The 23946-nt window shown below is 63.1% G+C and carries 23 protein-coding genes; 20 read left to right on the top strand and 3 right to left on the bottom strand.

What is annotated here, in order from left to right:
- Both RRX38_RS06530 and RRX38_RS06525 read left to right on the top strand, forming a co-directional pair.
- On the top strand, positions 1-972 hold the full coding sequence (locus RRX38_RS06530; RefSeq protein ID WP_315961982.1) for a tRNA-dihydrouridine synthase family protein: 972 nt from the start codon (positions 1-3) through the stop codon (positions 970-972).
- A gap of 118 nt (positions 973-1090) precedes the next feature.
- On the top strand, positions 1091-1546 hold the full coding sequence (locus tag RRX38_RS06525) for an Hsp20 family protein (protein WP_295470315.1): 456 nt from the start codon (positions 1091-1093) through the stop codon (positions 1544-1546).
- Between the two features lie 115 nt (positions 1547-1661).
- On the opposite strand, the gene RRX38_RS06520 is transcribed toward RRX38_RS06525, so the two are convergent.
- Positions 1662-2540, bottom strand: a complete 879-nt coding sequence (locus tag RRX38_RS06520; protein WP_315961981.1) for a LysR family transcriptional regulator — start codon at positions 2538-2540, stop codon at positions 1662-1664.
- 147 nt (positions 2541-2687) lie between these two features.
- On the opposite strand from RRX38_RS06520, the gene leuC reads away from it, so the two are divergent.
- The 10 genes from leuC to RRX38_RS06470 all read left to right on the top strand — a co-directional run bounded on the left by leuC (position 2688) and on the right by RRX38_RS06470 (position 13171).
- A complete protein-coding gene (gene leuC / locus RRX38_RS06515) occupies positions 2688-4112 on the top strand; it encodes a 3-isopropylmalate dehydratase large subunit (protein ID WP_315961980.1) in 1425 nt (474 codons plus the stop codon).
- A 10-nt stretch (positions 4113-4122) separates the two neighbouring features.
- Positions 4123-4764: a 3-isopropylmalate dehydratase small subunit gene (leuD, locus tag RRX38_RS06510; protein WP_295470323.1), complete on the top strand. Its 642-nt coding sequence runs from the start codon at positions 4123-4125 to the stop codon at positions 4762-4764.
- Positions 4765-4836: 72 nt separating this feature from the next.
- The gene (locus tag RRX38_RS06505; protein ID WP_315961979.1) at positions 4837-5601 is read left to right on the top strand and encodes a class I SAM-dependent methyltransferase; all 765 of its coding nucleotides are present in this window, start codon (positions 4837-4839) and stop codon (positions 5599-5601) included.
- 63 nt (positions 5602-5664) lie between these two features.
- A complete protein-coding gene (gene leuB, locus RRX38_RS06500) occupies positions 5665-6747 on the top strand; it encodes a 3-isopropylmalate dehydrogenase (protein ID WP_315961978.1) in 1083 nt (360 codons plus the stop codon).
- 67 nt (positions 6748-6814) lie between these two features.
- Positions 6815-7927: an aspartate-semialdehyde dehydrogenase gene (gene asd / locus RRX38_RS06495; protein WP_315961977.1), complete on the top strand. Its 1113-nt coding sequence runs from the start codon at positions 6815-6817 to the stop codon at positions 7925-7927.
- Positions 7928-8142: 215 nt separating this feature from the next.
- Positions 8143-9126, top strand: coding sequence for a 2-dehydro-3-deoxygalactonokinase (locus tag RRX38_RS06490; RefSeq protein WP_315961976.1), 984 nt, complete (start codon positions 8143-8145; stop codon positions 9124-9126).
- 1 nt (position 9127) lies between these two features.
- Positions 9128-9763: a 2-dehydro-3-deoxy-6-phosphogalactonate aldolase gene (locus RRX38_RS06485; RefSeq protein WP_315961975.1), complete on the top strand. Its 636-nt coding sequence runs from the start codon at positions 9128-9130 to the stop codon at positions 9761-9763.
- Between the two features lie 25 nt (positions 9764-9788).
- Positions 9789-10937, top strand: coding sequence for a galactonate dehydratase (dgoD, locus tag RRX38_RS06480; protein WP_295470338.1), 1149 nt, complete (start codon positions 9789-9791; stop codon positions 10935-10937).
- Positions 10938-10987: 50 nt separating this feature from the next.
- Positions 10988-12298 (top strand): MFS transporter, encoded by a 1311-nt coding sequence (locus RRX38_RS06475; RefSeq protein ID WP_295470342.1) that lies wholly within the window; start codon positions 10988-10990, stop codon positions 12296-12298.
- Positions 12299-12364: 66 nt separating this feature from the next.
- Complete coding sequence (locus tag RRX38_RS06470; RefSeq protein WP_295470345.1) at positions 12365-13171, top strand: IclR family transcriptional regulator; 807 nt, start codon at positions 12365-12367, stop codon at positions 13169-13171.
- Here RRX38_RS06470 and RRX38_RS06465 read toward each other — a convergent pair whose 3' ends face one another.
- Positions 13172-14224 carry an NAD(P)-dependent alcohol dehydrogenase gene (locus tag RRX38_RS06465; RefSeq protein WP_315961974.1) on the bottom strand — a complete coding sequence of 351 codons (1053 nt, stop codon included), beginning with the start codon at positions 14222-14224 and terminating at the stop codon, positions 13172-13174.
- Between the two features lie 179 nt (positions 14225-14403).
- On the opposite strand from RRX38_RS06465, the gene RRX38_RS06460 reads away from it, so the two are divergent.
- Entirely contained in the window at positions 14404-15309 is a 906-nt protein-coding gene (locus tag RRX38_RS06460; protein WP_315961973.1) for an AraC family transcriptional regulator, read from the top strand.
- A 39-nt stretch (positions 15310-15348) separates the two neighbouring features.
- On the opposite strand, the gene RRX38_RS06455 is transcribed toward RRX38_RS06460, so the two are convergent.
- Positions 15349-17004: an electron transfer flavoprotein-ubiquinone oxidoreductase gene (locus RRX38_RS06455; RefSeq protein WP_315961972.1), complete on the bottom strand. Its 1656-nt coding sequence runs from the start codon at positions 17002-17004 to the stop codon at positions 15349-15351.
- A gap of 567 nt (positions 17005-17571) precedes the next feature.
- On the opposite strand from RRX38_RS06455, the gene RRX38_RS06450 reads away from it, so the two are divergent.
- The 7 genes from RRX38_RS06450 to RRX38_RS06420 all read left to right on the top strand — a co-directional run bounded on the left by RRX38_RS06450 (position 17572) and on the right by RRX38_RS06420 (position 23928).
- On the top strand, positions 17572-18321 hold the full coding sequence (locus RRX38_RS06450; protein WP_315961971.1) for an electron transfer flavoprotein subunit beta/FixA family protein: 750 nt from the start codon (positions 17572-17574) through the stop codon (positions 18319-18321).
- Complete coding sequence (locus tag RRX38_RS06445; protein WP_315961970.1) at positions 18322-19251, top strand: electron transfer flavoprotein subunit alpha/FixB family protein; 930 nt, start codon at positions 18322-18324, stop codon at positions 19249-19251.
- A gap of 185 nt (positions 19252-19436) precedes the next feature.
- On the top strand, positions 19437-20255 hold the full coding sequence (locus RRX38_RS06440) for a substrate-binding periplasmic protein (protein ID WP_315961969.1): 819 nt from the start codon (positions 19437-19439) through the stop codon (positions 20253-20255).
- Between the two features lie 10 nt (positions 20256-20265).
- Positions 20266-20622 (top strand): DUF4398 domain-containing protein, encoded by a 357-nt coding sequence (locus tag RRX38_RS06435; protein ID WP_295470364.1) that lies wholly within the window; start codon positions 20266-20268, stop codon positions 20620-20622.
- Entirely contained in the window at positions 20619-21452 is an 834-nt protein-coding gene (locus RRX38_RS06430) for an OmpA family protein (protein WP_315961968.1), read from the top strand. The genes RRX38_RS06435 and RRX38_RS06430 overlap by 4 nt, the downstream gene beginning before the upstream one ends.
- A 228-nt stretch (positions 21453-21680) precedes the next feature.
- Positions 21681-23120 (top strand): PLP-dependent aminotransferase family protein, encoded by a 1440-nt coding sequence (locus RRX38_RS06425; RefSeq protein WP_315961967.1) that lies wholly within the window; start codon positions 21681-21683, stop codon positions 23118-23120.
- A gap of 208 nt (positions 23121-23328) precedes the next feature.
- Positions 23329-23928 carry a translation initiation factor 2 gene (locus tag RRX38_RS06420; RefSeq protein WP_410524870.1) on the top strand — a complete coding sequence of 200 codons (600 nt, stop codon included), beginning with the start codon at positions 23329-23331 and terminating at the stop codon, positions 23926-23928.
- Positions 23929-23946 lie beyond the last annotated feature (18 nt).

Raw genomic sequence — 23946 nt, 5'->3', positions numbered from 1 at the left:
ATGCAAATTGCCCTGGCGCCCATGGAGGGGCTGGTCGATGACATTCTGCGCCATGTGCTGACCCACGTCGGCGGCATCGACTGGTGCGTGACCGAGTTCATCCGCATCACCGACCGGCTGATGCCGGCTGCCTACTTCCATAAGCTGGCGCCAGAACTGCACAACGGCGCACGCACCGCTGCCGGCGTGCCCATGCATGTGCAACTGCTGGGTTCCGACCCGGTATGCCTGGCGGAAAATGCCGCTTTTGCCTGTGAGCTGGGGGCGCCAGTGCTGGACCTGAACTTCGGCTGCCCGGCCAAGACCGTCAATCGCTCGCGGGGTGGGGCCATCCTGTTGCGCGAACCCGAGCTGCTGCATGCCATCGTCAGTGAGGTGCGCCGTGCGGTGCCGCAGCCGATTCCGGTGACCGCCAAGATGCGTCTGGGCTACGCCGACACCGATCAGGCGCTGGACTGCGCCCGTGCGCTGGCCGATGGCGGCGCGGCGCGCATCGTGGTGCATGCGCGCACCAAGGTCGATGGCTACAAGCCGCCGGCCCATTGGGAGTGGATTGCGCGCATCCAGGAAGTGGTCAAGGTGCCAGTGGTGGCCAACGGTGAAATCTGGACCGTGGAAGACTGGCAACGCTGCCGCTCGGTATGCGGCGCGCAGGACTACATGCTCGGGCGTGGCCTGGTGGCCCGGCCTGACCTGGCCCTGCAGATCGCTGCGGCGGCGCAGGGCGAGGAGGTTCGTCCGTTGGGCTGGGCCGACCTGCAGCCCATGCTGCGGGTGTTCTGGGAGGCCTGCCAGGCCAAGCTGACACCGCTGCAGGCACCGGGCCGGCTCAAGCAGTGGTTGGTGCTGCTGACCAAAAGCTATCCCGAGGCCACCACGATGTTCGATCTGTTGCGCCGTGAAACCGACTGCCAGCGTATCAGCGAGCTATTGGGATACGTGCCGGACCAACGGCGCGCTGTCGCAGGTTAAATGGCTCTTGAAATTGCAGCGGCCGTCCACAGTTTGGGAGACATGCGATCACTGATCGCGAGTGTGGTGATTCACCACACCAGGTTGTCATCACTGACTGAATACAGGAGAAGTCATCATGTCGACTGCATTCTCGTGGGCTCCACTGCTGCGTCGTTCGGTGGGTTTCGACCGTTTCAATGACCTGTTCGAATCCCTCGACGGCAACGAGGCGACTGGCAGCTACCCACCCTATAACGTCGAGCGTCACGGCGAAGACCATTACCGCATCGTCATTGCCGCCGCCGGCATGCAGGAGCAGGACCTCGACGTCCAGGTCGAGAACGGCGTGCTCACCGTCACCGGCAAGGCCCGTACGGTGTCCGACCAGAGCATCACCTACCTGCACCAGGGCATTGCCCGTCGCGAGTTCCAGCTGTTCTTCCGCCTGGCGGACCATATCGAGGTCAGTGGCGCCAATCTGTCCCATGGCCTGCTGAGCATCGACCTGGCGCGTCATGTGCCTGAAGAGGCCAAGCCCCGGCGCATTCCCATCAGCCCGCGCCAGGACGTCATCGAAGGCGGCAAGGCGTGAACGCTGGCCTGCCTGGACAAGGCTGACGATGTACGCAAGCTGTGAGTGACAGGGCCCGAGTAGCGCGAGCGCCGCGTACTCGGGCTTTTTTGTGCCTGTCAGGCGCAGGCGTTGCTCAGCTGTCGGTGCGCTGCGCGTCGAGCAGCGCCATGAACGCCCGTGCGGCGTTGGACAGGGTGCGTTCGGTGTGCAGGATGTAGCCGAGCTGACGGCTGAGCTGGATGCCGGGGAGTGGGATGCGTGCCACTTGGTCGTCGAGCATGGTGCGCGGCAGCACGCTCCAGGCCAGGCCGATGGAGACCATCATCTTGATGGTCTCCAGGTAGTTGGTGCTCATCGCGATATCGGGCTTGAGTCCGCGCGCTTCGCACAGGCCGCTGACGATGTGATGAGTGAAGGTGTTGCCACCGGGAAACACCGCCGGGTAGCGGACGATGTCTTCCAGGTTCATCGGCCCGCTGTTGGCCAATGGGTGTTCTGGCGCTGCGACGAAATCCAGCGGGTCGTCCCAGACCGCTACGGCGCGCACCAGGCCGTGCGGCTCCGGCGCCAGGGTAATGACCGCCAGTTCTGCGCGCCCGTGCAGAATCTCGTCGTAGGCGATTTCCGAATCGAGAAACTGAATATCCAGCGCCACCTGTGGGTAGAGGCGAGTGAAGGTGCGCAGCACCGGGGGGAGGCGATGCAGGCCGATGTGATGGCTGGTGGCCAGAGTCAGGCGACCGCCGATCTGCCCGGTCAGGTTGGTCAGTGCCCGGCGGGTGTCATCCAGCACGTTGAGAATCTGGTAGGCGCGAGGTAGCAAGGCGCGACCAGCTTCGGTGAGGCTGACTTCGCGCCCCAGGCGATCGAACAGGCGTACGTCGAGCTGTTGTTCCAGGCCGGCGATGCGCTTGCTGATGGCCGGCTGGGTGAGGTGCAAGCGTTCACCGGCTCCGGAGAAGCTGCCGGTTTCGGCTACGGTGAGGAAGGCGTTGAGGTTGGCGAGGTCCATGGCGGTGGATTCCAGTTGGTTATCCAAAGCATAAAAATTATGAATTTGAGTTATTTAACCACAAACCCTAGCATTCTCCTCACAAGCCAAGGGGTCATCCAGTGCGATTACCCAAGGCATAGAAAGACGCTGATGAGGAACCGTCTGATGGCTGGCAAAACGCTTTACGACAAGTTGTGGGATTCCCATGTGGTCAAGGAACGCGACGATGGTTCGTCGCTGATCTACATCGACCGTCACATCATCCATGAAGTGACTTCGCCACAGGCCTTCGAAGGCCTGCGCCTGGCCGGCCGCAAGCCATGGCGCGTGGACTCCATCGTCGCCACGCCAGACCACAACGTGCCGACCACGGCCGAGCGCAAGGGCGGTGTCGAAGCCATCGCCGACCAGGTGTCACGCCTGCAGGTGCAGACCCTGGATGACAACTGCGACGAATACGGCATCACCGAATTCAAGATGAACGACCCGCGCCAGGGCATCGTCCACGTCGTCGGTCCGGAGCAGGGCGCGACCCTGCCGGGCATGAGCGTGGTCTGCGGCGACTCGCACACCTCCACACACGGTGCATTCGGCGCGCTGGCCCACGGTATCGGCACCTCCGAGGTCGAGCACGTGCTGGCGACCCAGTGCCTGGTGGCCAAGAAAATGAAGAACATGCTGGTGCGTGTCGAAGGCAAGCTGCCGTTCGGCGTCACCGCCAAGGACATCGTCCTGGCCGTGATCGGCAAGATCGGCACCGCTGGCGGTAACGGCCACGCCATCGAGTTCGCTGGCAGCGCGATCCGCGACCTGTCCATCGAAGGGCGCATGACCATCTGCAACATGTCCATCGAGGCGGGCGCCCGTGTCGGCATGGTGGCCACTGACGAAAAGACCCTCGAATACGTCAAGGGTCGTCCGTTCGCGCCTCAGGGCGAAGACTGGAACAAGGCTGTCGAGGCCTGGAAGGACCTGGTCTCCGACCCGGATGCGGTGTTCGACACCGTGGTCGAACTGGACGCTGCGCAGATCAAGCCGCAGGTCAGCTGGGGTACTTCCCCGGAAATGGTTCTGGCGGTCGACCAGAACGTGCCGGACCCGGCCAAGGAGCAGGATCTGGTCAAGCGTGGTTCCATCGAGCGGGCGCTGAAGTACATGGGCCTGAAAGCCAACCAGCCGATCACCGACATCCAGCTGGACCGCGTATTCATCGGTTCCTGCACCAACTCGCGCATCGAAGACCTGCGTGCTGCGGCAGAGATCGCCAAAGGCCGCAAGGTGGCCGGGACTGTCAAGCAGGCCATCGTCGTGCCAGGCTCGGGCCTGATCAAGGAACAGGCCGAGCGTGAAGGGCTGGACAAGATCTTCATCGATGCAGGCTTCGAATGGCGCGAGCCTGGCTGCTCGATGTGCCTGGCGATGAACCCCGACCGCCTGGGTTCCGGCGAGCACTGCGCGTCGACCTCCAACCGCAACTTCGAAGGGCGCCAGGGTGCCGGTGGCCGGACCCACCTGGTCAGCCCGGCCATGGCTGCCGCCGCCGCGGTTACCGGTCGCTTCATCGACGTTCGCGAACTGATCCAGCAATAAGGAGCCCAGCATGAAAGCCTTTACCCAGCTCAACGGCCTTGTGGCGCCGCTGGACCGTGCCAATGTCGATACCGACCAGATCATCCCCAAGCAGTTTCTCAAGTCGATCAAGCGCACCGGGTTCGGTCCGAACCTGTTCGACGAGTGGCGCTACCTGGATGTCGGCCAGCCTTACCAGGACAACTCCAAGCGGCCGGTGAACCCGGACTTCGTGCTCAACCATGCCCGCTATCAGGGCGCTAGCATCCTGTTGGCCCGTGAGAACTTCGGATGCGGCTCCAGCCGCGAGCACGCACCATGGGCACTGGAAGAGTACGGCTTTCGCGCGATCATCGCGCCGAGCTACGCCGACATCTTCTTCAACAACAGCTTCAAGAACGGCATGTTGCCGATCATCCTCAGCGACGCGGAGGTCGACGAACTGTTCAAGCAGGTCGAGGCCGAACCGGGCTACCAGCTGAGCATCGACCTGCAGGCGCAGACCGTGACTCGTCCTGACGGCAAGACCTACAGCTTCGAAGTCGACGCCTTCCGCAAGCACTGCCTGCTCAACGGGCTGGACGACATCGGCCTGACCCTGGTCGACGCCGAGGCGATCCAGGCTTTCGAGGCCAAGCACCGCGCCACTCAGCCGTGGCTGTTTCGCGACTGATCCAGGCTTGATCGCAGAGCGGCTTCGCAATCGAGGCCGCTCCTGATGTGACTCTTTTCAAGGATCTCCAAGATGACAGGCTCCGCCCATACCCAGGTCGTTCAGCGCCAGTTCGGTGAACAGGCCAGTGCTTACCTCAACAGCTCCGTGCACGCGCAAGGCCGCGAATTCGCCCTGCTGCAGGCCGAAGTGGCTGGCCGCACCGATGCGCGGGTGCTGGACCTGGGTTGTGGTGCCGGGCATGTCAGCTTCAACGTTGCCGCGTCGGTAGGCGAGGTGGTGGCGTATGATCTCTCGCAGGCGATGCTCGACGTGGTCGCCGCTGCCGCCCAGGAGCGTGGCCTGCACAACGTGCGGACGCAGTGCGGCGCCGCCGAGCGGCTGCCGTTCGCCGACGCCGAGTTCGATTTCGTGTTCAGCCGCTACTCGGCGCACCACTGGAGCGACCTGGGGTTGGCCCTGCGCGAAGTGCGTCGGGTGCTCAAGCCGGGTGGCGTGGCGGCTTTCATCGACGTGATGTCGCCAGGCAGTCCATTGCTGGATACCTATCTGCAGAGCGTCGAGGTGTTGCGTGACACCAGCCACGTACGCGACTACTCGGCCGCCGAATGGCTGCAGCAGATCAGCGAAGCGGGGCTGTTCGCCCGCAGTCACAGCCGCCAGCGCCTGCATCTGGAGTTCGGCTCCTGGGTCGAGCGCATGCGCACACCCGAGGCGTTGCGCACGGCAATTCGCGAATTGCAGCAGGCCATGGGCGCGGAAGTGCGCGAATACTTCGAGATCAGGCAAGACGGCTCGTTCAGCACCGATGTTCTGGTGCTGTGGGCCGAACGATAAGTTTCTGGCTGCCGGCGGCGTCCTCAGGAGGCGCGCCGTGCAGCGCACACAATCGAGGATGTTATGAGCAAGCAGATTCTGATTCTCCCAGGTGATGGTATCGGTCCGGAAATCATGGCCGAGGCGGTCAAGGTGCTGGAGCTGGCCAACGACAAGTACAGCCTGGGCTTCGAGCTGGCCTTCGACGTGATCGGTGGCGCGGCCATCGACAAGCACGGTGTGCCGCTGGCCGACGAGACCCTGGAACGTGCGCGTGCCGCCGATGCCGTGCTGCTGGGCGCCGTGGGCGGCCCGAAATGGGACACCATCGAGCGTGACATCCGTCCTGAGCGCGGCCTGCTGAAGATCCGTTCGCAACTGGGCCTGTTCGGCAACCTGCGTCCGGCCATTCTCTACCCGCAACTGGCCGAGGCTTCCAGCCTCAAGCCGGAAATCGTCTCCGGCCTGGACATTCTCATCGTTCGTGAGCTGACCGGCGGCATCTATTTCGGCGCGCCACGTGGCACCCGCGAGCTGGAGAACGGCGAGCGCCAGTCCTATGACACCCTGCCGTACAGCGAAAGCGAGATCCGCCGCATCGCCCGCGTCGGTTTCGACATGGCTCGTGTACGCGGCAAGAAGCTGTGCTCGGTAGACAAGGCCAATGTCCTGGCTTCCAGCCAGTTGTGGCGCGAAGTGGTCGAGCAGGTCGCCAAGGACTACCCGGATGTCGAGCTGAGCCACATGTACGTCGATAACGCCGCCATGCAACTGGTGCGCGCGCCCAAGCAGTTCGACGTGATCGTCACCGACAACATGTTCGGCGACATCCTTTCCGACGAGGCTTCGATGCTCACCGGCTCGATCGGCATGCTGCCGTCGGCCTCGCTGGACGCCAACAACAAGGGCATGTACGAGCCTTGCCACGGTTCGGCGCCGGACATCGCCGGCCAGGGCATCGCCAACCCGCTGGCGACCATCCTCTCGGTGTCGATGATGCTGCGCTACAGCTTCAACCTGGGCGACGCAGCCGCTGCCATCGAGAAAGCCGTCAGCCTGGTGCTGGACCAGGGCCTGCGCACCGGCGACATCTGGTCGCAAGGCAAGCAGAAGGTTGGTACCCGTGAAATGGGCGATGCGGTAGTCGCGGCGCTGCGAAATCTGTAATCTCTCTGGCCCGCCGTCGTTTGCCAGGGGGTAAGGCGGCGGTCCCACTTTTAGCTAAGGTGTTGCGATGAAACGTGTAGGTCTGATCGGGTGGCGTGGCATGGTCGGTTCCGTGCTCATGCAGCGGATGCTTGAAGAACAGGACTTCGACCTCATTGAGCCGGTGTTCTTCACCACCTCCAATGTTGGCGGCCAGGCCCCGGCAGTAGGCAAGGATGTGGCGCCCCTGAAGGATGCGTACAGCATCGACGAACTGAAAACCCTCGATGTCATCCTGACCTGCCAGGGCGGCGACTACACCAACGAGGTATTCCCCAAGCTGCGTGAAGCCGGCTGGCAAGGCTACTGGATCGACGCGGCCTCCAGCCTGCGCATGCAGGATGACGCCGTGATCGTGCTGGACCCGGTCAACCGCAAGGTCATCGACCAGCAGCTCGACGCCGGTACCAAGAACTACATCGGCGGCAACTGCACCGTCAGCCTGATGCTGATGGGGCTGGGTGGTTTGTTCGAAGCCGGCCTGGTCGACTGGATGACCGCCATGACCTACCAGGCGGCCTCGGGCGCCGGTGCCCAGAACATGCGCGAGCTGATCCGCCAGATGGGTGCCATCAATGGCGCGGTGGCCGACGACCTGGCCAATCCGGCCAGCGCCATCCTCGACATCGACCGCAAGGTCGCCGAAGCGATGCGCAGCGAAGCCTTCCCGACTGAAAACTTCGGTGCGCCACTGGCCGGCAGCCTGATTCCCTGGATCGACAAGGAACTGCCCAACGGCCAGAGCCGTGAAGAGTGGAAAGGCCAGGCCGAGACCAACAAGATCCTCGGGCGCTTCAAGAACCCGATCCCGGTCGACGGTATCTGTGTGCGTATCGGTGCCATGCGCTGCCACAGCCAGGCGCTGACCATCAAGCTGAACAAGGACGTGCCGATCGCCGACATCGAGGCGTTGATCAGCCAGCACAACCCTTGGGTCAAGCTGGTGCCGAACCATCGTGAAGCCAGCATCAAGGAACTCAGCCCGACTGCGGTCACCGGTACCATGAGCGTTCCGGTTGGCCGTCTGCGCAAGCTGAACATGGGTTCGCAGTACCTGGGCGCCTTCACTGTAGGCGACCAACTGCTGTGGGGCGCTGCCGAGCCGCTGCGTCGCATGCTGCGGATTCTGCTGGAGCGCTGATCGCTCGCTGCACCAGCGGCCTGAGACAAACCCGCGTCCTTCCCAGGACGCGGGTTTTTTTATGCGCGCTTTTCAGTGATTCCGCCAACGGAACATCGAATGGAGATAACTCTCTATGTCCCAATATATGGGATTGAAATTTATATATTGAGATATTCGCGCGCGCAGGTTTATAGTCCGCCTCGCACTCACTGAAAAAAACAACAGGTGTCGCGATGCAAGCGCAACTCATCGCCCTCGACTGGGGGACGACCTCACTGCGGGCTTATCGGTTGGGCGCCGAAGGCCGGGTTCTGGAGGGTCGCTCGCTGAGCGCCGGGATCATGCAATTGCCTACGACCGGCTCGTCTTCGGTCAGTGGTTTTGATCTGGCGTTGGAGCAGGCCATTGGCGATTGGCTGCAGGCCGATCCACAACTGCCAGTGATCGCCTGTGGCATGGTTGGCAGTGCCCAGGGCTGGCGTGAAGCCGCCTACCAGTCGACCCCAGCCAGCCTCCATGCACTCAGCGCCGCGCTGACCGTGGTTCGCAGTCGGCGTGGCCACGACGTGCATATCATTCCTGGGGTCATCCAGGCTTCGGTGCTGCCCAACGTCATGCGCGGCGAAGAAACCCAGGTGCTCGGTGTCCTCGAAGCCTGGGGCCAGCATGCCGGCCCGCTGTTGATCGGCTTGCCCGGCAGCCACAGCAAGTGGGTGCGGGTGGAGCAGGGACGTATCGTGCATTTCGACACCTTCATGACCGGCGAAGTCTACGCGGCGCTCTGCGCGCATACCCTGCTGGGACGCACCATGGCTCCGACCACGGGCTTCGATGAAGTCGCCTTCGACCGTGGCGTGGCGGTGGCACGCGCTGCCGAGGGCGTGGCCGGGCCGCTGGCGACCATATTCAGTACTCGCACGCTGGGCCTCACCGGCCAACTGAGTGGCAGCGCTCAGGTCGATTACCTTTCCGGCCTGCTGATCGGGCATGAGCTGGCCGGCCTCTGTGCGCTGCTGCGGGCACCCGACGTGCCGCTGCCTGAGGTCGTGCTGGTGGGCAGCGATGCATTGTGCAAGCGCTACCAGCGTGCCCTGCAGGTCTTCCAGTTTCCCGCCGTGACGCTGGTCGAACAGGCCACCGAGCGCGGCTTGTGGCAGGTCGCCCGGCAGGCAGGCCTGCTGACCATGCGACCTGCCGATCTGCTCAAGGAGCTCTGACATGCTTGTCGAAACACTCGAACGCAACGGTCTGGTGGCCATCCTGCGCGGCCTGCGTCCCGAAGAGGCACCTGGCATCGGAGAGGTGCTGTATGAGGCCGGTTTGCGAGTTATCGAAGTGCCGCTCAATTCACCCTCGCCGCTGGATAGCATCACGCTGCTGCGTCGGCTGCTGCCTGCCGACTGCCTGATCGGTGCGGGGACCGTGCTGCACCCCGCACAGGCTCGCCAGGTCAAGGAGGCCGGTGGTCAGTTGATCGTCATGCCCCATAGCGATCCGCAAGTGCTGCGCGCAGCCAAGGCTGAAGGCCTGTACCTGTCGCCTGGTGTGGCCACACCGGGAGAGGCCTTCGCCGCTCTGGATGAGGGGGCCGATGTGCTCAAGATGTTCCCGGCCGAGCAGCTCAACCCGGCGGTGGCCAAGGCCTGGCTGGCTGTACTGCCGGCTGGCACCGTGCTGCTGCCGGTGGGCGGCATCACGCCAGACAACATGCAGCCCTGGCTGGACGCCGGTGCGCGTGGCTTCGGTCTCGGCTCGGGCCTGTTCAAGCCAGGCCTGACACGCGACGAGGTCGCCCGACGCGCCAGCGCCTACGTCCGTGCCTGGACGCAAGGCCACACCCATCGCAGTCGCTAAAACACAGAACAAGAGAGACGCAACCATGAAAATCACCCGACTGACCACCTTCATCGTTCCGCCACGCTGGTGTTTTCTGAAAGTCGAGACCGACCAGGGCGTGACCGGATGGGGTGAGCCTGTGGTCGAAGGTCGTGCGCACACTGTCGCTGCGGCCGTCGAGGAACTGGCCGATTATCTGATCGGCAAGGATCCGCGCAATATCGAAGATATCTGGACCGTGCTGTACCGCGGCGGCTTCTACCGCGGCGGCTCGATTCACATGAGTGCCCTGGCCGGAATCGACCAGGCCTTGTGGGACATCAAGGGCAAGGCCCTGGGGGTGTCGGTCAGCGACCTGCTTGGCGGTCAGGTGCGGGACAAGATCCGCGTGTATTCCTGGATCGGCGGCGACCGGCCGGCCGATACCGCGCGCGCGGCCCAGGAGGCGGTGGCGCGTGGCTTTACCGCAGTGAAGATGAACGGTACCGAAGAACTGCAGTTTCTCGACACCTTCGACAAGGTCGACCGCGCCCTGGCCAGCGTTGCTGCCGTGCGTGACGCAGTCGGGCCCAATGTCGGCATCGGCGTGGATTTCCATGGCCGGGTCCACAAACCGATGGCCAAGGTGCTGATGAAGGAACTCGACCCGTTCAAGCTGATGTTCATCGAAGAGCCAGTGCTCAGCGAACACTACGAAGCGCTCAAGGAGCTGGCGCCGCTGACCAGTACGCCGATCGCCCTGGGCGAGCGCCTGTTCTCGCGCTGGGACTTCAAGCGTGTGCTCAGTGAAGGGTACGTCGACATTATCCAGCCGGACGCCTCGCACGCTGGCGGCATTACCGAGACGCGCAAGATCGCCAACATGGCCGAAGCCTATGACGTGGCCCTGGCCCTGCATTGTCCGTTGGGGCCTATCGCCCTGGCGGCCTGCCTGCAGCTCGATGCCGCCTGCTACAACGCCTTCATTCAGGAGCAGAGCCTGGGTATCCATTACAACGAAAGCAATGACCTGCTCGATTACGTGCGCCATCCCGAGGTGTTCGACTACGACAACGGCATGGTGCGCATCCCCAACGGGCCGGGCCTGGGTATCGAAATCAACGAAGAGTATGTCCGTGAGCGAGCCGCCATCGGCCACCGCTGGCGCAATCCGATCTGGCGTCACGCCGACGGCAGTTTCGCCGAGTGGTAACTCGCTGACCGCCAACTGCCTTCCGATAACTCCAACAAGAGGCGAACCCCATGCACACTCGGACTCTGGACTCGGCCGCTGGCCTGGCCACGCCGACCCGCAAGCGCTACTTCATCATGGTGCTGCTGTTCATTACCGTGGTCATCAACTACCTCGACCGCAGCAACCTGTCCATCGCCGCGCCGGCGCTGACCAGCGAGCTGGGTTTGAGCCCGGTGGAGGTCGGGCTGATCTTTTCCGCGTTCGGCTGGACCTACGCGGCCATGCAACTGCCTGGTGGCTGGCTGGTGGATCGGGTGCCGCCGCGCATCCTCTATGCCGTGGCACTGATCGCCTGGTCGCTGGCCACTGTGTTGCTGGGTTTTGCCGCCAGCTTCATCGCGCTGTTCGTCTTGCGCATGGCCGTGGGCGCACTGGAAGCGCCGGCCTATCCGATCAACAGTCGGGTGGTGACCTCCTGGTTTCCGGAGCGGGAGCGGGCCACGGCCATCGGCTTCTACACCTCCGGCCAGTTCGTTGGCCTGGCCTTCCTGACGCCGCTGCTGGCCTGGCTGCAGGCACGCTACGGCTGGCACATGGTGTTCGTGGTCACGGGGGCAGCCGGCATCCTCTGGGGTGTCATCTGGTACCTGGTGTATCGCGAGCCCCGTGATTTCAAGGGCGCCAATGCCGCCGAAGTCGAGCTGATCCGCGAGGGTGGCGGGTTGGTGGATATCCAGGCCGATACCGCGCAGCGCAAGACCGGCTTCGCCTGGGCAGACCTGGGGATCGTGCTCAGTCGGCGCAAGCTGTGGGGCATCTATCTGGGCCAGTTCTGCCTCAACTCGACGCTGTGGTTCTTCCTGACCTGGTTCCCTACCTACCTGGTGAAGTACCGCGGCATGGATTTCATCAAGTCCGGCCTGCTGGCTTCGCTGCCGTTTCTCGCGGCGTTCATCGGTGTGCTGTGTTCAGGGTTCTTTTCCGACTGGCTGATCCGCCGTGGCCATAGCGTCGGGCTGGCGCGCAAGCTGCCGATCATTACCGGCCTGCTGATCTCCACGACCATCATCGGTGCCAACTATGCCGACTCCACCGGTCTGGTGATCGCCTGCATGGCCGTGGCGTTCTTCGGCAACGGGCTGGCTTCGATCACCTGGTCGCTGGTCTCGACCATCGCCCCGGCGCGCCTGCTGGGCCTGACCGGCGGGACATTCAACTTCATCGGCAATCTGTCGGCCATCGCCACGCCTATCGTGATCGGCTTCCTGGCTTCGGGCGATTCGTTCGCGCCGGCCATTACCTACATTGCCTGCCTGGCGCTGCTTGGAGCGCTGTCCTACATCCTGCTGGTGGGCAAGGTGGAACGTATCGAGCTGTGATGGCTGGTCCTGTGCCGGGCGGGCGCCCATAATGCCGCCAGCTTTCTCGATGGGATCAGATGCAATATGGACAAGGTTTCAGCGGTGGCCCCAGGTCCCGACAAAGAGCCGGCCTTGGCCGGCACCCAGACCCTGGTGCGTGGCTTGGCCGTGGTCCAGGCCGTGGCCGCTGGTGCTCGGGATCTCAAGGAAATCGCCCGCGCCATCGGCACCACGCGCAGTACCACTCACCGCCTTGCCAGTTGCCTGGTTCAGGAGCGTTATCTGCGGGTCATGCCACAGGTGGGCTATCTACTGGGGCCCAAGCTCATCGAGCTGGGCTTTCAGGCCAGGGAGGAGCTGCCTCTGGCCATATTGGCCAGGCCCTACCTGGACCGCCTCTCCGAGTTGACTGGGGACACCGTGCACCTGGCGGTGCGCGAAGCTGACGAAGTGCTTTACCTGCACAAGAATCCGGGCCGCAATGGACCGGAAATGCGTTCGCGGGTGGGCCATCGCATGCCGCTGGTGCGCACCGGTATCGGCAAGGCGCTGTTGCTCGACAGCCCGGAGCATGAGTGGCAACGCCTGTTCGCTGTCAGCCTGCCTGCCGTTGGACGGGCCGCCGTGCCGGCGCACGAGCCACAGACCTGGGAGCAGTTGCGTCAGCGTCGCGAGGAGTATGTGCAGGGCGGCTATGCCTTCGACCTTGAAGACAACGAGCCGTCTATCCGTTGCGTGGCCGCACCGGTGCGCGATGCCAGCCGGCAGATCGTCGCCGGCATCAGCATCGCCAGTACCGTGCCTTACATGCCGCTGGAAAAGATGGCCGAGCTGGTGCCGCTGATCAAGGACATCGCGGCGCAGCTCTCGGCCGAACTGGGGGCGGGCTGATCAGGCCTTGAGGGTCGCCATGTCGATGACGAAGCGGTATTTCACGTCACCGGCCAGCATGCGCTCGTAGGCCTGGTTGATGTTGCGGATGTCGAGCATCTCGATGTCGCAACTGATCTGGTGCTCGGCGCAGAAATCCAGCACTTCCTGGGTCTCGGCAATGCCGCCGATCAGCGAGCCGGCCAGCACGCGACGTTGCAGTACCAGGTTGGCGGCATGCACGGGCGGGTCGATGGGTTCGATCAGACCGACCAGAATGTGCACGCCATCGAAGCGCAGGGTTTCCAGGTAGGGATTCAGGTCGTGCTGCACCGGAATGGTGTCGAGCAGGAAGTCGAAGCGTCCGGCGGCCGCCTTCATCTGCTCGGTGTCGGTGGAGACGATCACGTGATCGGCGCCCTGGCGACGGGCTTCGGCGGCCTTGCTGGCCGAACGGGTGAACAGCGTGACTTCGGCGCCCATGGCCTTGGCCAGCTTGATACCCATATGGCCCAGGCCGCCCATGCCCAGCACCCCGACCTTATGGCCGGCGCGCACGCCATGATGCTTGAGTGGCGAGTAGGTGGTGATCCCGGCGCAGAGGATCGGCGCGGCGGCAGCCGGGTCGAGGGTGTCCGGAATGCGCACCACGAAGTGCTCGCTGACCACGATGCTGCTGGAGTAGCCGCCCATGGTGTTGCTGCCGTCCACCCGGTCGGGGGTGGCGTAGGTCATGGTCGGGCCTTCCAGGCAATACTGCTCCAGGTTCGACTGGCAGGCGGCGCAGGTGCGGCAGGAGTCGACCATGCAGCCGACACCGACCAGGTCGCCGGCCTTGTAGCGCGTGGCTTGCGGACCGGTGGCGGTGACCCGGCCGATGATCTCGTGGCCAGGCATCAGCGGATAGACAGCGATGCCCCATTCATTACGGGCCTGGTGGATGTCCGAGTGGCAGACGCCACAGTAGAGGATCTCGATGGCGACATCGTCGGGGCGCAGGCTGCGGCGCTCGAAGGTCATCGGCGCCAGTGGGGTGGTGGGCGACTGAGCGGCGTAACCGATGGCGGTGTACATGAGGAACCTCGCAAATTGACAGCGTGTTGAGGCGACGCATTGTCCTCGTCAGGGGGATCTCGGGCTATAGTGATTTCTCCATGATTCATGCCTGATCCTCCAGCGGTGGATGCGTGAGTGGGCTTTCCAGGCTTGGATCTGCGATGATTGCCCTGTCTGATCCTCTACTGGCGCACCTTATGCAATTGACCCGTCATCTCGATGAAAACGCCACCCTGGTGTCGCTGATCCGCTCTCTGGCGCATCGCCCGGGCTGGGTCGATACCCTGTTGCCGGAAGTACGGCTGATCAGTGCATTCAGCTATATGGGCAGCAGCCCGCAGATCTACGAGCCGAGCCTGATGATCGTCGCTCAAGGCAGCAAGGTGGCGTTCCTGGGGCAGCGCTCTTTCGAGTACGGCGCTGGGCATTACCTGATCCAGGCGTTGTCGGTGCCTTTCAAGTGCGAGACCTTCGCTGCCCCGGAGATGCCGCTGTACGGCGTATCGGTGACCATCGAGCGCAACCTGCTGGCTGAACTGGTGCAGGCCATGGGGCCGCTGGCCGAAGGTGAAAGCCACCTGCAGACGCCGGAGTCGATGACCTCGGTGCAGTTCGATGTGGGCATGCGCGAAAGCGTCGAGCGTCTGCTGCGCTGTCTGCACGATCCTGTGGAGTGTCGGGTCATGGGGCAGGCCAGGGTGCGTGACGTGCTTTACAGTGCCTTGCGCGGGCCGCAGGCAGGCGTGCTGCGTGCGTTGGTCGAGCAGCAGGGGCATTTCGCGCGCGTGGCTGCTTCGATCCATTACCAGCATGAACATTTCGCCGAGCCCTTGCACGTGGAAACCCTGGCGCGTTGCGCGAACATGAGCGTGTCGAGCTTCCATGAGCACTTCAAGCGTACGACGCTGCTCAGCCCGGTGCAGTACCTCAAGCGTTTGCGGCTGCTCAAGGCTCAGCAATTGCTGGTGGTGGAGGGCATGGGGGTGGCTCAGGTGGCCTTGAGGGTGGGCTATCAGAGTGCCTCGCAGTTCAGTCGCGAGTACAAGCGTTACTTCGAGCGCAGCCCGGGGCAGGAGTCAAGCTGGCTGGGCATCGGTGCATGAACCCCGCAGCCTGAGCGGCTGCGGGGTGTCGGGGGGGGGTTACATGTTGGGGTAGTTAGGGCCGCCAGCGCCTTCCGGAGCGACCCAGGTGATGTTCTGCGAAGGGTCCTTGATGTCGCAGGTCTTGCAGTGCACGCAGTTCTGGGCGTTGATCTGGAAGCGCTTCTCGCCGTCTTCCTGGGTGACTACCTCGTACACGCCGGCTGGGCAGTAACGCTGCGCCGGTTCGTCGTAGAGCGGCAGGTTGCGAGCGATCGGGATGCTCGGGTCGCTGAGCTTGAGGTGGCAGGGCTGTTCCTCTTCATGGTTGGTGCTGGAGAGGAACACCGAACTGAGCTTGTCGAAGCTGAGCTTGCCGTCCGGCTTCGGATAGTCGATTTTCTTCGACTCCGAAGCCAGCTTCATGCAGGCGTAGTCCGGTTTGGTGTCATGCAGGGTGAAGGGCAGCTTGCCGCCGAAGATGTTCTGGTCGAGGAAGGCGAAGCCAGCGCCGGCGATCGAGCCGAACTTGTGCATGGCCGGGCCGAAGTTGCGCGAGGCGAACAGCTCGTCGTGCAGCCAGCTGGCCTTGAAGCCTTCGACATAACCGGTCAGTTCGTCACCGCCTTGCTGGCCGGCCAGCAGTGCCGTGGCGACCGCCTCGGCAGCGAGCATGCCGGACTTCATTGCGGTGTGGCTGCCCTTGATCTTGGCGAAGTTCAGGGTGCCCAGGTCGCAGCCGATCAGTGCGCCGCCGGGGAAGACCATCTTGGGCAGCGAGTTGTAGCCGCCCTTGGCGATGGCGCGGGCGCCATAACTGATGCGCTTGCCGCCTTCCAGGTACTGGCTGGCCACCGGGTGGTGCTTGTAGCGCTGGAATTCGTCGAAGGGCGACAGGTAGGGATTGCTGTACGACAGATCGATGATCAGGCCGACCACTACCTGGTTGTTTTCCAGGTGGTAGAGGAACGATCCGCCCATGTTGTCGTTGTCCAGCGGCCAGCCGGCGGTGTGTACCACCAGGCCTGGTACATGCTTGGCCGGGTCGATTTCCCACAGTTCCTTGATGCCGATACCGTAGTGCTGGACGTCGGCCTCGCTGTCGAGATTGAAGCGCTTCATCAGTTGCTTGCCCAGATGGCCGCGGCAGCCTTCGGCGAACAGCGTGTACTTGCCGCGCAGCTCCATGCCGGGGGTGTACAGGCCGTCCTTGGGCTGGCCCTCGCGGTCCACGCCCAGGTCGCCGGTGATGATGCCGCGCACCACGCCCGCTTCGTCGAACAGCACTTCCTGGGCAGTGAAGCCTGGGTAGATCTCCACCCCGAGGTTCTCGGCCTGCTGGGCCAGCCAGCGGCACAGATTGCCCAGGGAGATGATGTAGTTGCCTTCGTTGTGCATGGCCTTGGGCACGAAGAAGTCGGGCACTTTGAACGAGGTGCTCTCGCTGCGCAGCACATAGATGTCGTCGCGCAGCACCGGCGTGTTCAACGGTGCGCCGAGTGCTTTCCAGTCAGGGAAGAGTTCTTCCAGCGCGCGGGGTTCGAACACGGCGCCAGAGAGGATGTGGGCGCCTACCTCGGAGCCTTTCTCGACCACGCAGACACTGATCTCCTGGCCGGCTTCGGCGGCCTTCTGCTTCAGGCGGCAGGCGGCGGACAGCCCGGAGGGACCGGCTCCGACGATGACCACGTCGAATTCCATGTATTCGCGTTCCACAGGCTATCTCCTACAAATGGCTCACGGTGTTGTTATGAACGCTGGCGATAAACGACGTCCGAACAGGCGACCCGGCCAGAGCTGGATCGTGTGGTGATGGCGAAAGCGTCTTAAGCGCCTTGCCGGGCGTCGAATTCGAGGCTCTTTTGAATGGACGGCATTATATCTACACCAGTTCCCAGGTCCAATACAAACGTTTGTTTGAAATGGCCGAAACCCTTGTAAATCCTAGAGGCGCGCCCCATCACTGGCCGATATGTCGTATTGACCGGCTGGTGGCGAGCGGTCAAGATACGGGCGGTTTCGCACTCGCCACAGGCCGGCGAAGATTCGGTCAGCCCTGTAACGGGCGTAAGGCGGGTGCCGTGCAGGCTTTCCGAGCCGTGTATGGGGCAGGGCGCATTTTACACACCCGGCCGGTCGTTGGTCGGCTTTAGATCGATACCAAGCCAAAGTGCGTACGCTGTTGCATCGGGCCTGCACTCCCCAGATAGCTTGCTGAGGACGCATTCCATCGCCGGGCCACGGCCGGGCGACTTCTATTCACCGGAGAGTAACGAGGAATCCATGAAGGTTCTTGTAGCTGTCAAAAGAGTGGTCGACTACAACGTCAAGGTTCGCGTCAAGGCGGACAACTCCGGCGTCGACCTGGCCAACGTCAAGATGTCCATGAACCCCTTCTGCGAAATTGCCGTGGAAGAGGCCGTGCGTCTGAAAGAGAAGGGCGTGGCCAGCGAGATCGTCGTGGTCAGTGTCGGTCCATCCGCCGCTCAGGAACAACTGCGCACCGCCCTGGCACTGGGCGCTGACCGTGCCGTGCTGGTCGAGTCCGCAGAGGAACTCACGTCCCTGGCCATCGCCAAGCTGCTCAAGGCCGTTGTCGACAAGGAGCAGCCACAACTGGTGATCCTCGGTAAACAGGCCATCGACAGCGACAACAACCAGACCGGCCAGATGCTGGCTGCGCTGAGTGGCTACCCCCAGGGCACCTTCGCCTCCAAGGTCGAGGTCAGCGGCGACAAGGTTGCCGTAACCCGTGAAATCGACGGCGGCCTGCAGACCGTCTCGCTGAGCCTGCCGGCAATCGTCACCACCGACCTGCGCCTCAACGAGCCGCGCTACGCCTCCCTGCCGAACATCATGAAGGCCAAGAAGAAGCCATTGGAAACCCTGACCCCCGAAGGTCTGGGCGTTTCCACCGTGTCGACCAACAAGACCGTCAAGGTCGAAGCCCCTGCGGTGCGCAGTGCGGGTATCAAGGTCAAGTCGGTGGCCGAACTGGTCGAAAAACTGAAGAACGAAGCGAAGGTAATCTGAATGACTATTTTGGTTATCGCTGAGCACGACAAGGGTGCTCTGGTTCCCGCCACGCTGAACGCCGTTGCGGCTGCCCAGAAGATTGGCGGCGACATTCATATGCTGGTCGCCGGTGCAGGTGTCTCGGCCGTGGCCGAGGCCGCCGCGAAGATCGCCGGCGTCAGCAAGGTACTGGCTGCCGACAACGCTGCCTACGCTCATCAACTGCCGGAAAACGTCGCGCCGCTGGTGGCTGAACTGGCCAAGGGCTACAGCCACGTGCTGGCCGTTGCCACTTCCAATGGCAAGAACATCCTGCCGCGCGTCGCTGCGCAGCTGGATGTCGACCAGATCTCCGAAATCGTCGCTGTCGAGTCGGCTGATACCTTCAAGCGCCCGATCTATGCCGGTAACGCCATCGCGACCGTTCAGTCGTCGGCATCCATCAAGGTCATCACCGTACGTGCCACCGGTTTCGATCCGGTTGCCGCCGAAGGCGGTTCGGCCGCTGTCGAAGCGGTCGGCGCCGTACACGATGCTGGCAAGTCCAGCTTCGTCGGTGAAGAACTGGCCACCTCTGACCGTCCCGAGCTGACCGAAGCCCGCGTGGTGGTCTCCGGTGGTCGTGGCATGGGCAACGGTGACAACTTCAAGCACCTCTACGCGCTGGCCGACAAGCTGGGCGCCGCCGTAGGTGCTTCGCGTGCCGCCGTGGACGCCGGCTTCGTGCCCAACGACATGCAGGTCGGCCAGACCGGCAAGATCGTCGCTCCGCAGCTGTACATCGCCGTCGGTATCTCTGGCGCGATCCAGCACCTGGCGGGCATGAAGGACTCCAAGGTGATCGTGGCGATCAACAAGGACGAAGAGGCGCCGATCTTCCAGGTGGCCGACTACGGCCTGGTGGCGGACCTGTTCGAGGCCGTTCCCGAGCTGGAGAAGGCGGTCTGACCGATCGGTCAGGCCTTGGTGGAGCGGCTCCAGCCGTGAAAAGTCCGGCATATTCACGGTATTCCTGTTGAATGTGAGGCTGTTTCGCGGCTGAAGTCACGCTGACAGAAAAACCCGTTTCACCGATTGCGAGCTTCCAGGTCGCGAGCGGTCGAACGGGTTTTTTCATTCAAGAAGGATCATGCATGCGCGCATCGCTAAACCTCGGCGCTGTTCTGTTGGCGGTGGTCTGTCTGGGGGCTGCTCAAGTCGCGTTGGCCGATCGCTGTGAACGCCTGATCGTGAGCGGCAGCCCGGATGCCCCGCCTTACCTGTGGCGCGATCCGCAGGACCCCAGGCACTTGATGGGCGCCAATGCTGACCTGCTCAAGCAGGCCGTTCAGGAGTTGGGTATCAGTGTCGAGTTTCTCTACGCCGGCAAGCGCAGCCAGGCGCTTGAAGAGGTCCGCAGTGGGCGGATGGATTTGCTGGCCGACGCGGCCTCGGGCGGTGCCAGCGCGCAGGCCTTCGATTTCATCGAGCCGCCGGTGAGCCATAACGAAATCGTGGTCTGGACCCGCAGCGCAGTGGAGCCTGATGTTACAACACTGGAGGAGCTGGCGGCCCGCACCGGTGCCCGCTCGCAGCGTACACGTTTCACGCCCGGCTTCGACGCGCAGACGGCGCCTCGCTTGCAGTTGCAGTCGGTTTCCAGCCTGACCCAGGCTTTGCAGAAGCTGATGCTGGGAGAAGTGGACTACGTCCTGGCCGGGCGTTACTCGGCGATGGTCATGGCGCAGACCCTGGGACTGTCCGCCGAGGTGAAAGCCATGCCAATGGTGGTTGACCGACCGGCTTTTCATCTGGCGCTTTCAACCAATTCGGTATGCAACGATCCGCTGTTGCGCGGACAGCTGGAGAAAAAGATGACAGAATCAGCCGCCTCGGGCCGGGCCGATGAAGCCGTCAAGCGTAATCTGGACGTCTGGAAGAGCCAGTTGCAACAGCCCGCCGCCAATCAGTAGGAATGTTTTTGTGAGTACTCGCTTTCTGGTCGCCGGAGTCGCGGCCATCATGCTGGCCGGGTGCGCCAATGACCCCGCGCCTATCGAACAGATGAAGCTGACCGAGCAAGCCATCGCCCAGGCCAAGGCCGTCGGTGCCGACGCCCAGGAGCAGCCGGAGATGCAGCAGGCGCAGGAGCGCTTCGCCCAGGCACGGGCCGACATGCTTCGGCAGTCCTATAAGCAGGCGCGCATGCAGGCCGAACAGGCGGAGCTGGATGCTCGATTGGCCGAAGCGCGCACGCTGACGCTCAAGAGTGAAGAGCAGCGCGCCCTGCTTGAAACGCGCCTGGATCGTCTGCGCAAGCAGCTCAAGGAGGCCCAATGAACGGTGTCTATCGCCTCCTGGGCAGTATCGCGTTGCTGAGCTTGGCTGGCTGCGCCGCTCAGCAGGGCAGTGGGCAGGCCTTGCAGCAGGCGGCCAGTGATTTCCAGAAGGTCAAGGAAGATCCGGATGTGTTGCGCAGCGCCCCCAAGGACGTTATCCGTGCGGGTGAATCGCTGGCGCGGGCCGAGCGCTTGTCCAGCTACCTGGGCAGTGGTAGCGACGTTTCGCACTATGCCTACCTGAGCAGCCGCTACAGCGAGATTGCTCGTGAGCACAGCAACCTGACCTTGTTGCAAGAGCAGATGGCCACGATGGATCTCGAGCGCCAACGCCTGCAGCTGGCGTTGCGCGAGGCCAAGCTGGCGGTGGTTCAGCAGCAGGGCAAATGGGTCGAGGACCAGATCCAGCTGGCGACGACCCAGAGTGATCGTGGGCTGGTGATGACCTTGGGCGACGTATTGTTCGATCAGGGCGATGCGCAGCTCAAAGGTTCGGCGAATCGCACCATGTTGAAGATCGTCCAGTACCTGCAGCTCAATCCGCGTCGGGTGGTGCGTGTCGAAGGCTATACCGATAACACCGGTGACCGGCAGAGCAACCTCAAGCTTTCCCAGGATCGCGCCCAGGCCGTCGCCGATCTGCTGGCTGATCTGGGCGTGGATGAAAAGCGCATTCAAGTCCGGGGATATGGCGAGCGTTTCCCGGTGGACGTGAATGCCACCGAGCGCGGGCGTGCACGGAATCGCCGCGTTGAGATCGTCTTTTCGGACGACAAAGGACGTCTTGGGGTGCCTCGTGAGGTTGGCGAAGAGGCTCGGCGAGCCGAGTGAGTTAGTGCAGCGTTCGTAGTATTCCGTAGCCCGGGGCCATGAATGGTCTCGGGCTTCTTTTTGCCCGGCTTTTTTGGCGGGGGCTGCGTGGTTTTTGGTGTCTGTGGCTGCCAAATCCTACTGGCAGCGTGCACAATGTCCGGCAACTGGGGAAACTGTCCCCGTACACTTTTCAACTGTTACGGTTGTTCCTTCACAAGAACAAGTCAGTGGGTGCGAGGCCGTGTCATGACCAATCTGCTGTTGTACCAACGTATCGCTCGCCAACTCGCCGAAGACATCCGCCGCGGTGTCTACCAGCCTGGCGAGCGCGTGCCTTCGGTGCGCAAGATGAGCCTGCAGCTCAACGTCAGCCATGCCACGGTCTTGCAGGCTTACGCCAACCTCGAAGACCAGGGGCTCATCCGTGCCCGCCCACAGTCTGGTTACTACGTGCACCAGACTCCGGCGCTGACCGCGCCTACCCCGGAAATCGCCAGGGTAGAGCGTCCCAGCCTGGTCACCCGGAGCAGTATCATCCAGCAGGTCCTGGTCGAGTCGCGGCGCGAAGGGGTATTCGCCCTTGGCGCCGCGGTGCCGCATGTCGACTATCTGCCTGTGCGTGCCTTGCACCAGCAACTGGCCAAGGTCACCCGCTTTCATAGTCCGCGCGCCTTCAGCTACATGTTCAGCCCCGGCTACGAGCCATTGCGCCGTCAGGTGGCCATTCGCATGCGCGATGCCGGAGCGCTGGTCGACCCTTCGGAGGTGATCATCACTCACGGTTGCGTGGATGCTTTGCAGATGGCCTTGCGGGTGGTCACCGCGCCGGGCGATCTGATCGCCGCCGAGTCGCCGGCCTATTACGGGTTGCTGCAGCTGGCGGACCTGCTGGGGCTCAAGGTCATCGAGATTCCCAGCGATCCGGTCACCGGGATCAGCCTGGAAGCCTTGCAGCTGGCCGCCAACCAGTGGTCGATCAAGGCGCTGGTGCTGACTGCGCGTATGAGCAACCCGCTGGGGGCGACCATGCCGGAGGAGCGGCAGAAAAGCCTGTTGCGCCTGGCGACGGATTTCGACATCCAGATCATCGAAGACGATATCTACGGCGAGCTGATGTTCGAGATCGGCCGCACCAAGGCGCTCAAGGCTTTTGATCGCCAGGACCGGGTCATCTACTGCTCGAGCTTTTCCAAGACCCTGTCGCCGGGTGTGCGTATCGGCTGGATGGTGCCGGGTGGCAAGTACCACGCCGAGATCCAGCGCCTGCAGACTTTCAGTACCCATTCGGCCTGCAGTGTGACGCAGATGGGGGTGGCGGCTTATCTGGAGAACGGCGGCTATGATCGTCACCTGCGGCACATCCGCGTCGAGTACCGAAAGAATCTGAGTGCCTACCAGCTCGCCGTGCAGCAGTATTTTCCTGAGGGGACGCAGATGAGCCGACCCGTGGGGGGCTTCATTCTGTGGGTGAGCCTGCCGGGGCGGGTCAATACTCAGGAACTGCACGTGCGGGCGCTGGAGCAGGGCATCAGCATCGCGCCAGGGTTGATCTTCAGTAATACCGAGCAATTCAACCATTGCATCCGCATCAACTGCGGAATGCCGTGGAACCGTGAAGCGGAGCGTGCCCTGATGACTCTGGGAATGCTCGCCCGGCAGCTCTGTCAGGAGGCGGCTGGTGCCTGATGCGTAGGTTTTTCGTCCGATATCGGCATGCTGGCTTGTCATTGGCTTCTTAACAGGCCAGCATGTGGCTTTCTGCCTATTTGTCTGTTCGCTTATGACTGTGTTTCGCTGTCTCGGCTTGTTGGTCGTCGTTGCGTTGGCTGCCTGTGATGGCCGGGAAGCGCCTGCGCCCAAATCGACAGTCGATACGGCGAAGTCTCAGGCGTCGGTGTCTGCTGCGCCGCCGGCGCCCGTCATTCCGCCTTCCACTGTCGAGCAGCCGGTCGCCCAGGCAGTGACCGGTGGGGGTTCGCAAAAGCCTGCACCGTCGGTGCATGAACTGGCGCCCAGTGTTCCGGTGGTGCCGGTGAAGCTGCACAAGGAAGATTTCGGTGTTGCCGCCAAGCCGCTGCAACCACACGGCCAAGCGGATGCGCTGAAGCCTGCTGGCAAGATCGCTGCAACCCGGCAGGGCGCTGACAAGGCCTCGCCCAAGACTTCCGCCAAGGTGGCTGCCAAGGGCGATGCCAAGGCGCAGAAGGGCAAGCTGGACAAGACCCCCGTCAAGGATGTGCGCGTCGGCAAGGCCAAGCTCGACTTGAGCCTGCCGCCGGACCTGGTGCGTGAGCTGGAGCCTCCGGCCAATGTCATTACGGGCAAGCGCAAGCCGCTGCTGCCGCCGATGTTCTCCGACAAGTCTGCCGAACGCGACGCGAGCAATTTCGAGCTCAACGGTCGTCTGCTGAGCAATGAAATGCAGCTGCAGATGCGTAACGAAAGCCGTCGCGACGTCGAAGGTGCAGCGCTGGACTTCAAGTTCAAGCAATAACGCCCGCCGCGCCTGCCT

It is taken from the genome of Pseudomonas sp. DTU_2021_1001937_2_SI_NGA_ILE_001 (assembly GCF_032463525.1).
Lineage (GTDB): Bacteria > Pseudomonadota > Gammaproteobacteria > Pseudomonadales > Pseudomonadaceae > Aquipseudomonas.
This window is presented reverse-complemented; position numbering and strand designations above follow the sequence as displayed.

Bases quoted from the DNA above. Each gene is read 5' to 3' on its own strand.
- RRX38_RS06530 (WP_315961982.1), top strand. From the start codon at position 1: ATGCAAATTGCCCTGGCGCCCATGGAGGGGCTGGTCGATGACATTCTG.
- RRX38_RS06525 (WP_295470315.1), top strand. From the start codon at position 1,091: ATGTCGACTGCATTCTCGTGGGCTCCACTGCTGCGTCGTTCGGTGGGT.
- RRX38_RS06520 (WP_315961981.1), bottom strand. From the start codon at position 2,540: ATGGACCTCGCCAACCTCAACGCCTTCCTCACCGTAGCCGAAACCGGC.
- leuC (WP_315961980.1), top strand. From the start codon at position 2,688: ATGGCTGGCAAAACGCTTTACGACAAGTTGTGGGATTCCCATGTGGTC.
- leuD (WP_295470323.1), top strand. From the start codon at position 4,123: ATGAAAGCCTTTACCCAGCTCAACGGCCTTGTGGCGCCGCTGGACCGT.
- RRX38_RS06505 (WP_315961979.1), top strand. From the start codon at position 4,837: ATGACAGGCTCCGCCCATACCCAGGTCGTTCAGCGCCAGTTCGGTGAA.
- leuB (WP_315961978.1), top strand. From the start codon at position 5,665: ATGAGCAAGCAGATTCTGATTCTCCCAGGTGATGGTATCGGTCCGGAA.
- asd (WP_315961977.1), top strand. From the start codon at position 6,815: ATGAAACGTGTAGGTCTGATCGGGTGGCGTGGCATGGTCGGTTCCGTG.
- RRX38_RS06490 (WP_315961976.1), top strand. From the start codon at position 8,143: ATGCAAGCGCAACTCATCGCCCTCGACTGGGGGACGACCTCACTGCGG.
- RRX38_RS06485 (WP_315961975.1), top strand. From the start codon at position 9,128: ATGCTTGTCGAAACACTCGAACGCAACGGTCTGGTGGCCATCCTGCGC.
- dgoD (WP_295470338.1), top strand. From the start codon at position 9,789: ATGAAAATCACCCGACTGACCACCTTCATCGTTCCGCCACGCTGGTGT.
- RRX38_RS06475 (WP_295470342.1), top strand. From the start codon at position 10,988: ATGCACACTCGGACTCTGGACTCGGCCGCTGGCCTGGCCACGCCGACC.
- RRX38_RS06470 (WP_295470345.1), top strand. From the start codon at position 12,365: ATGGACAAGGTTTCAGCGGTGGCCCCAGGTCCCGACAAAGAGCCGGCC.
- RRX38_RS06465 (WP_315961974.1), bottom strand. From the start codon at position 14,224: ATGTACACCGCCATCGGTTACGCCGCTCAGTCGCCCACCACCCCACTG.
- RRX38_RS06460 (WP_315961973.1), top strand. From the start codon at position 14,404: ATGCAATTGACCCGTCATCTCGATGAAAACGCCACCCTGGTGTCGCTG.
- RRX38_RS06450 (WP_315961971.1), top strand. From the start codon at position 17,572: ATGAAGGTTCTTGTAGCTGTCAAAAGAGTGGTCGACTACAACGTCAAG.
- RRX38_RS06445 (WP_315961970.1), top strand. From the start codon at position 18,322: ATGACTATTTTGGTTATCGCTGAGCACGACAAGGGTGCTCTGGTTCCC.
- RRX38_RS06440 (WP_315961969.1), top strand. From the start codon at position 19,437: ATGCGCGCATCGCTAAACCTCGGCGCTGTTCTGTTGGCGGTGGTCTGT.
- RRX38_RS06430 (WP_315961968.1), top strand. From the start codon at position 20,619: ATGAACGGTGTCTATCGCCTCCTGGGCAGTATCGCGTTGCTGAGCTTG.
- RRX38_RS06425 (WP_315961967.1), top strand. From the start codon at position 21,681: ATGACCAATCTGCTGTTGTACCAACGTATCGCTCGCCAACTCGCCGAA.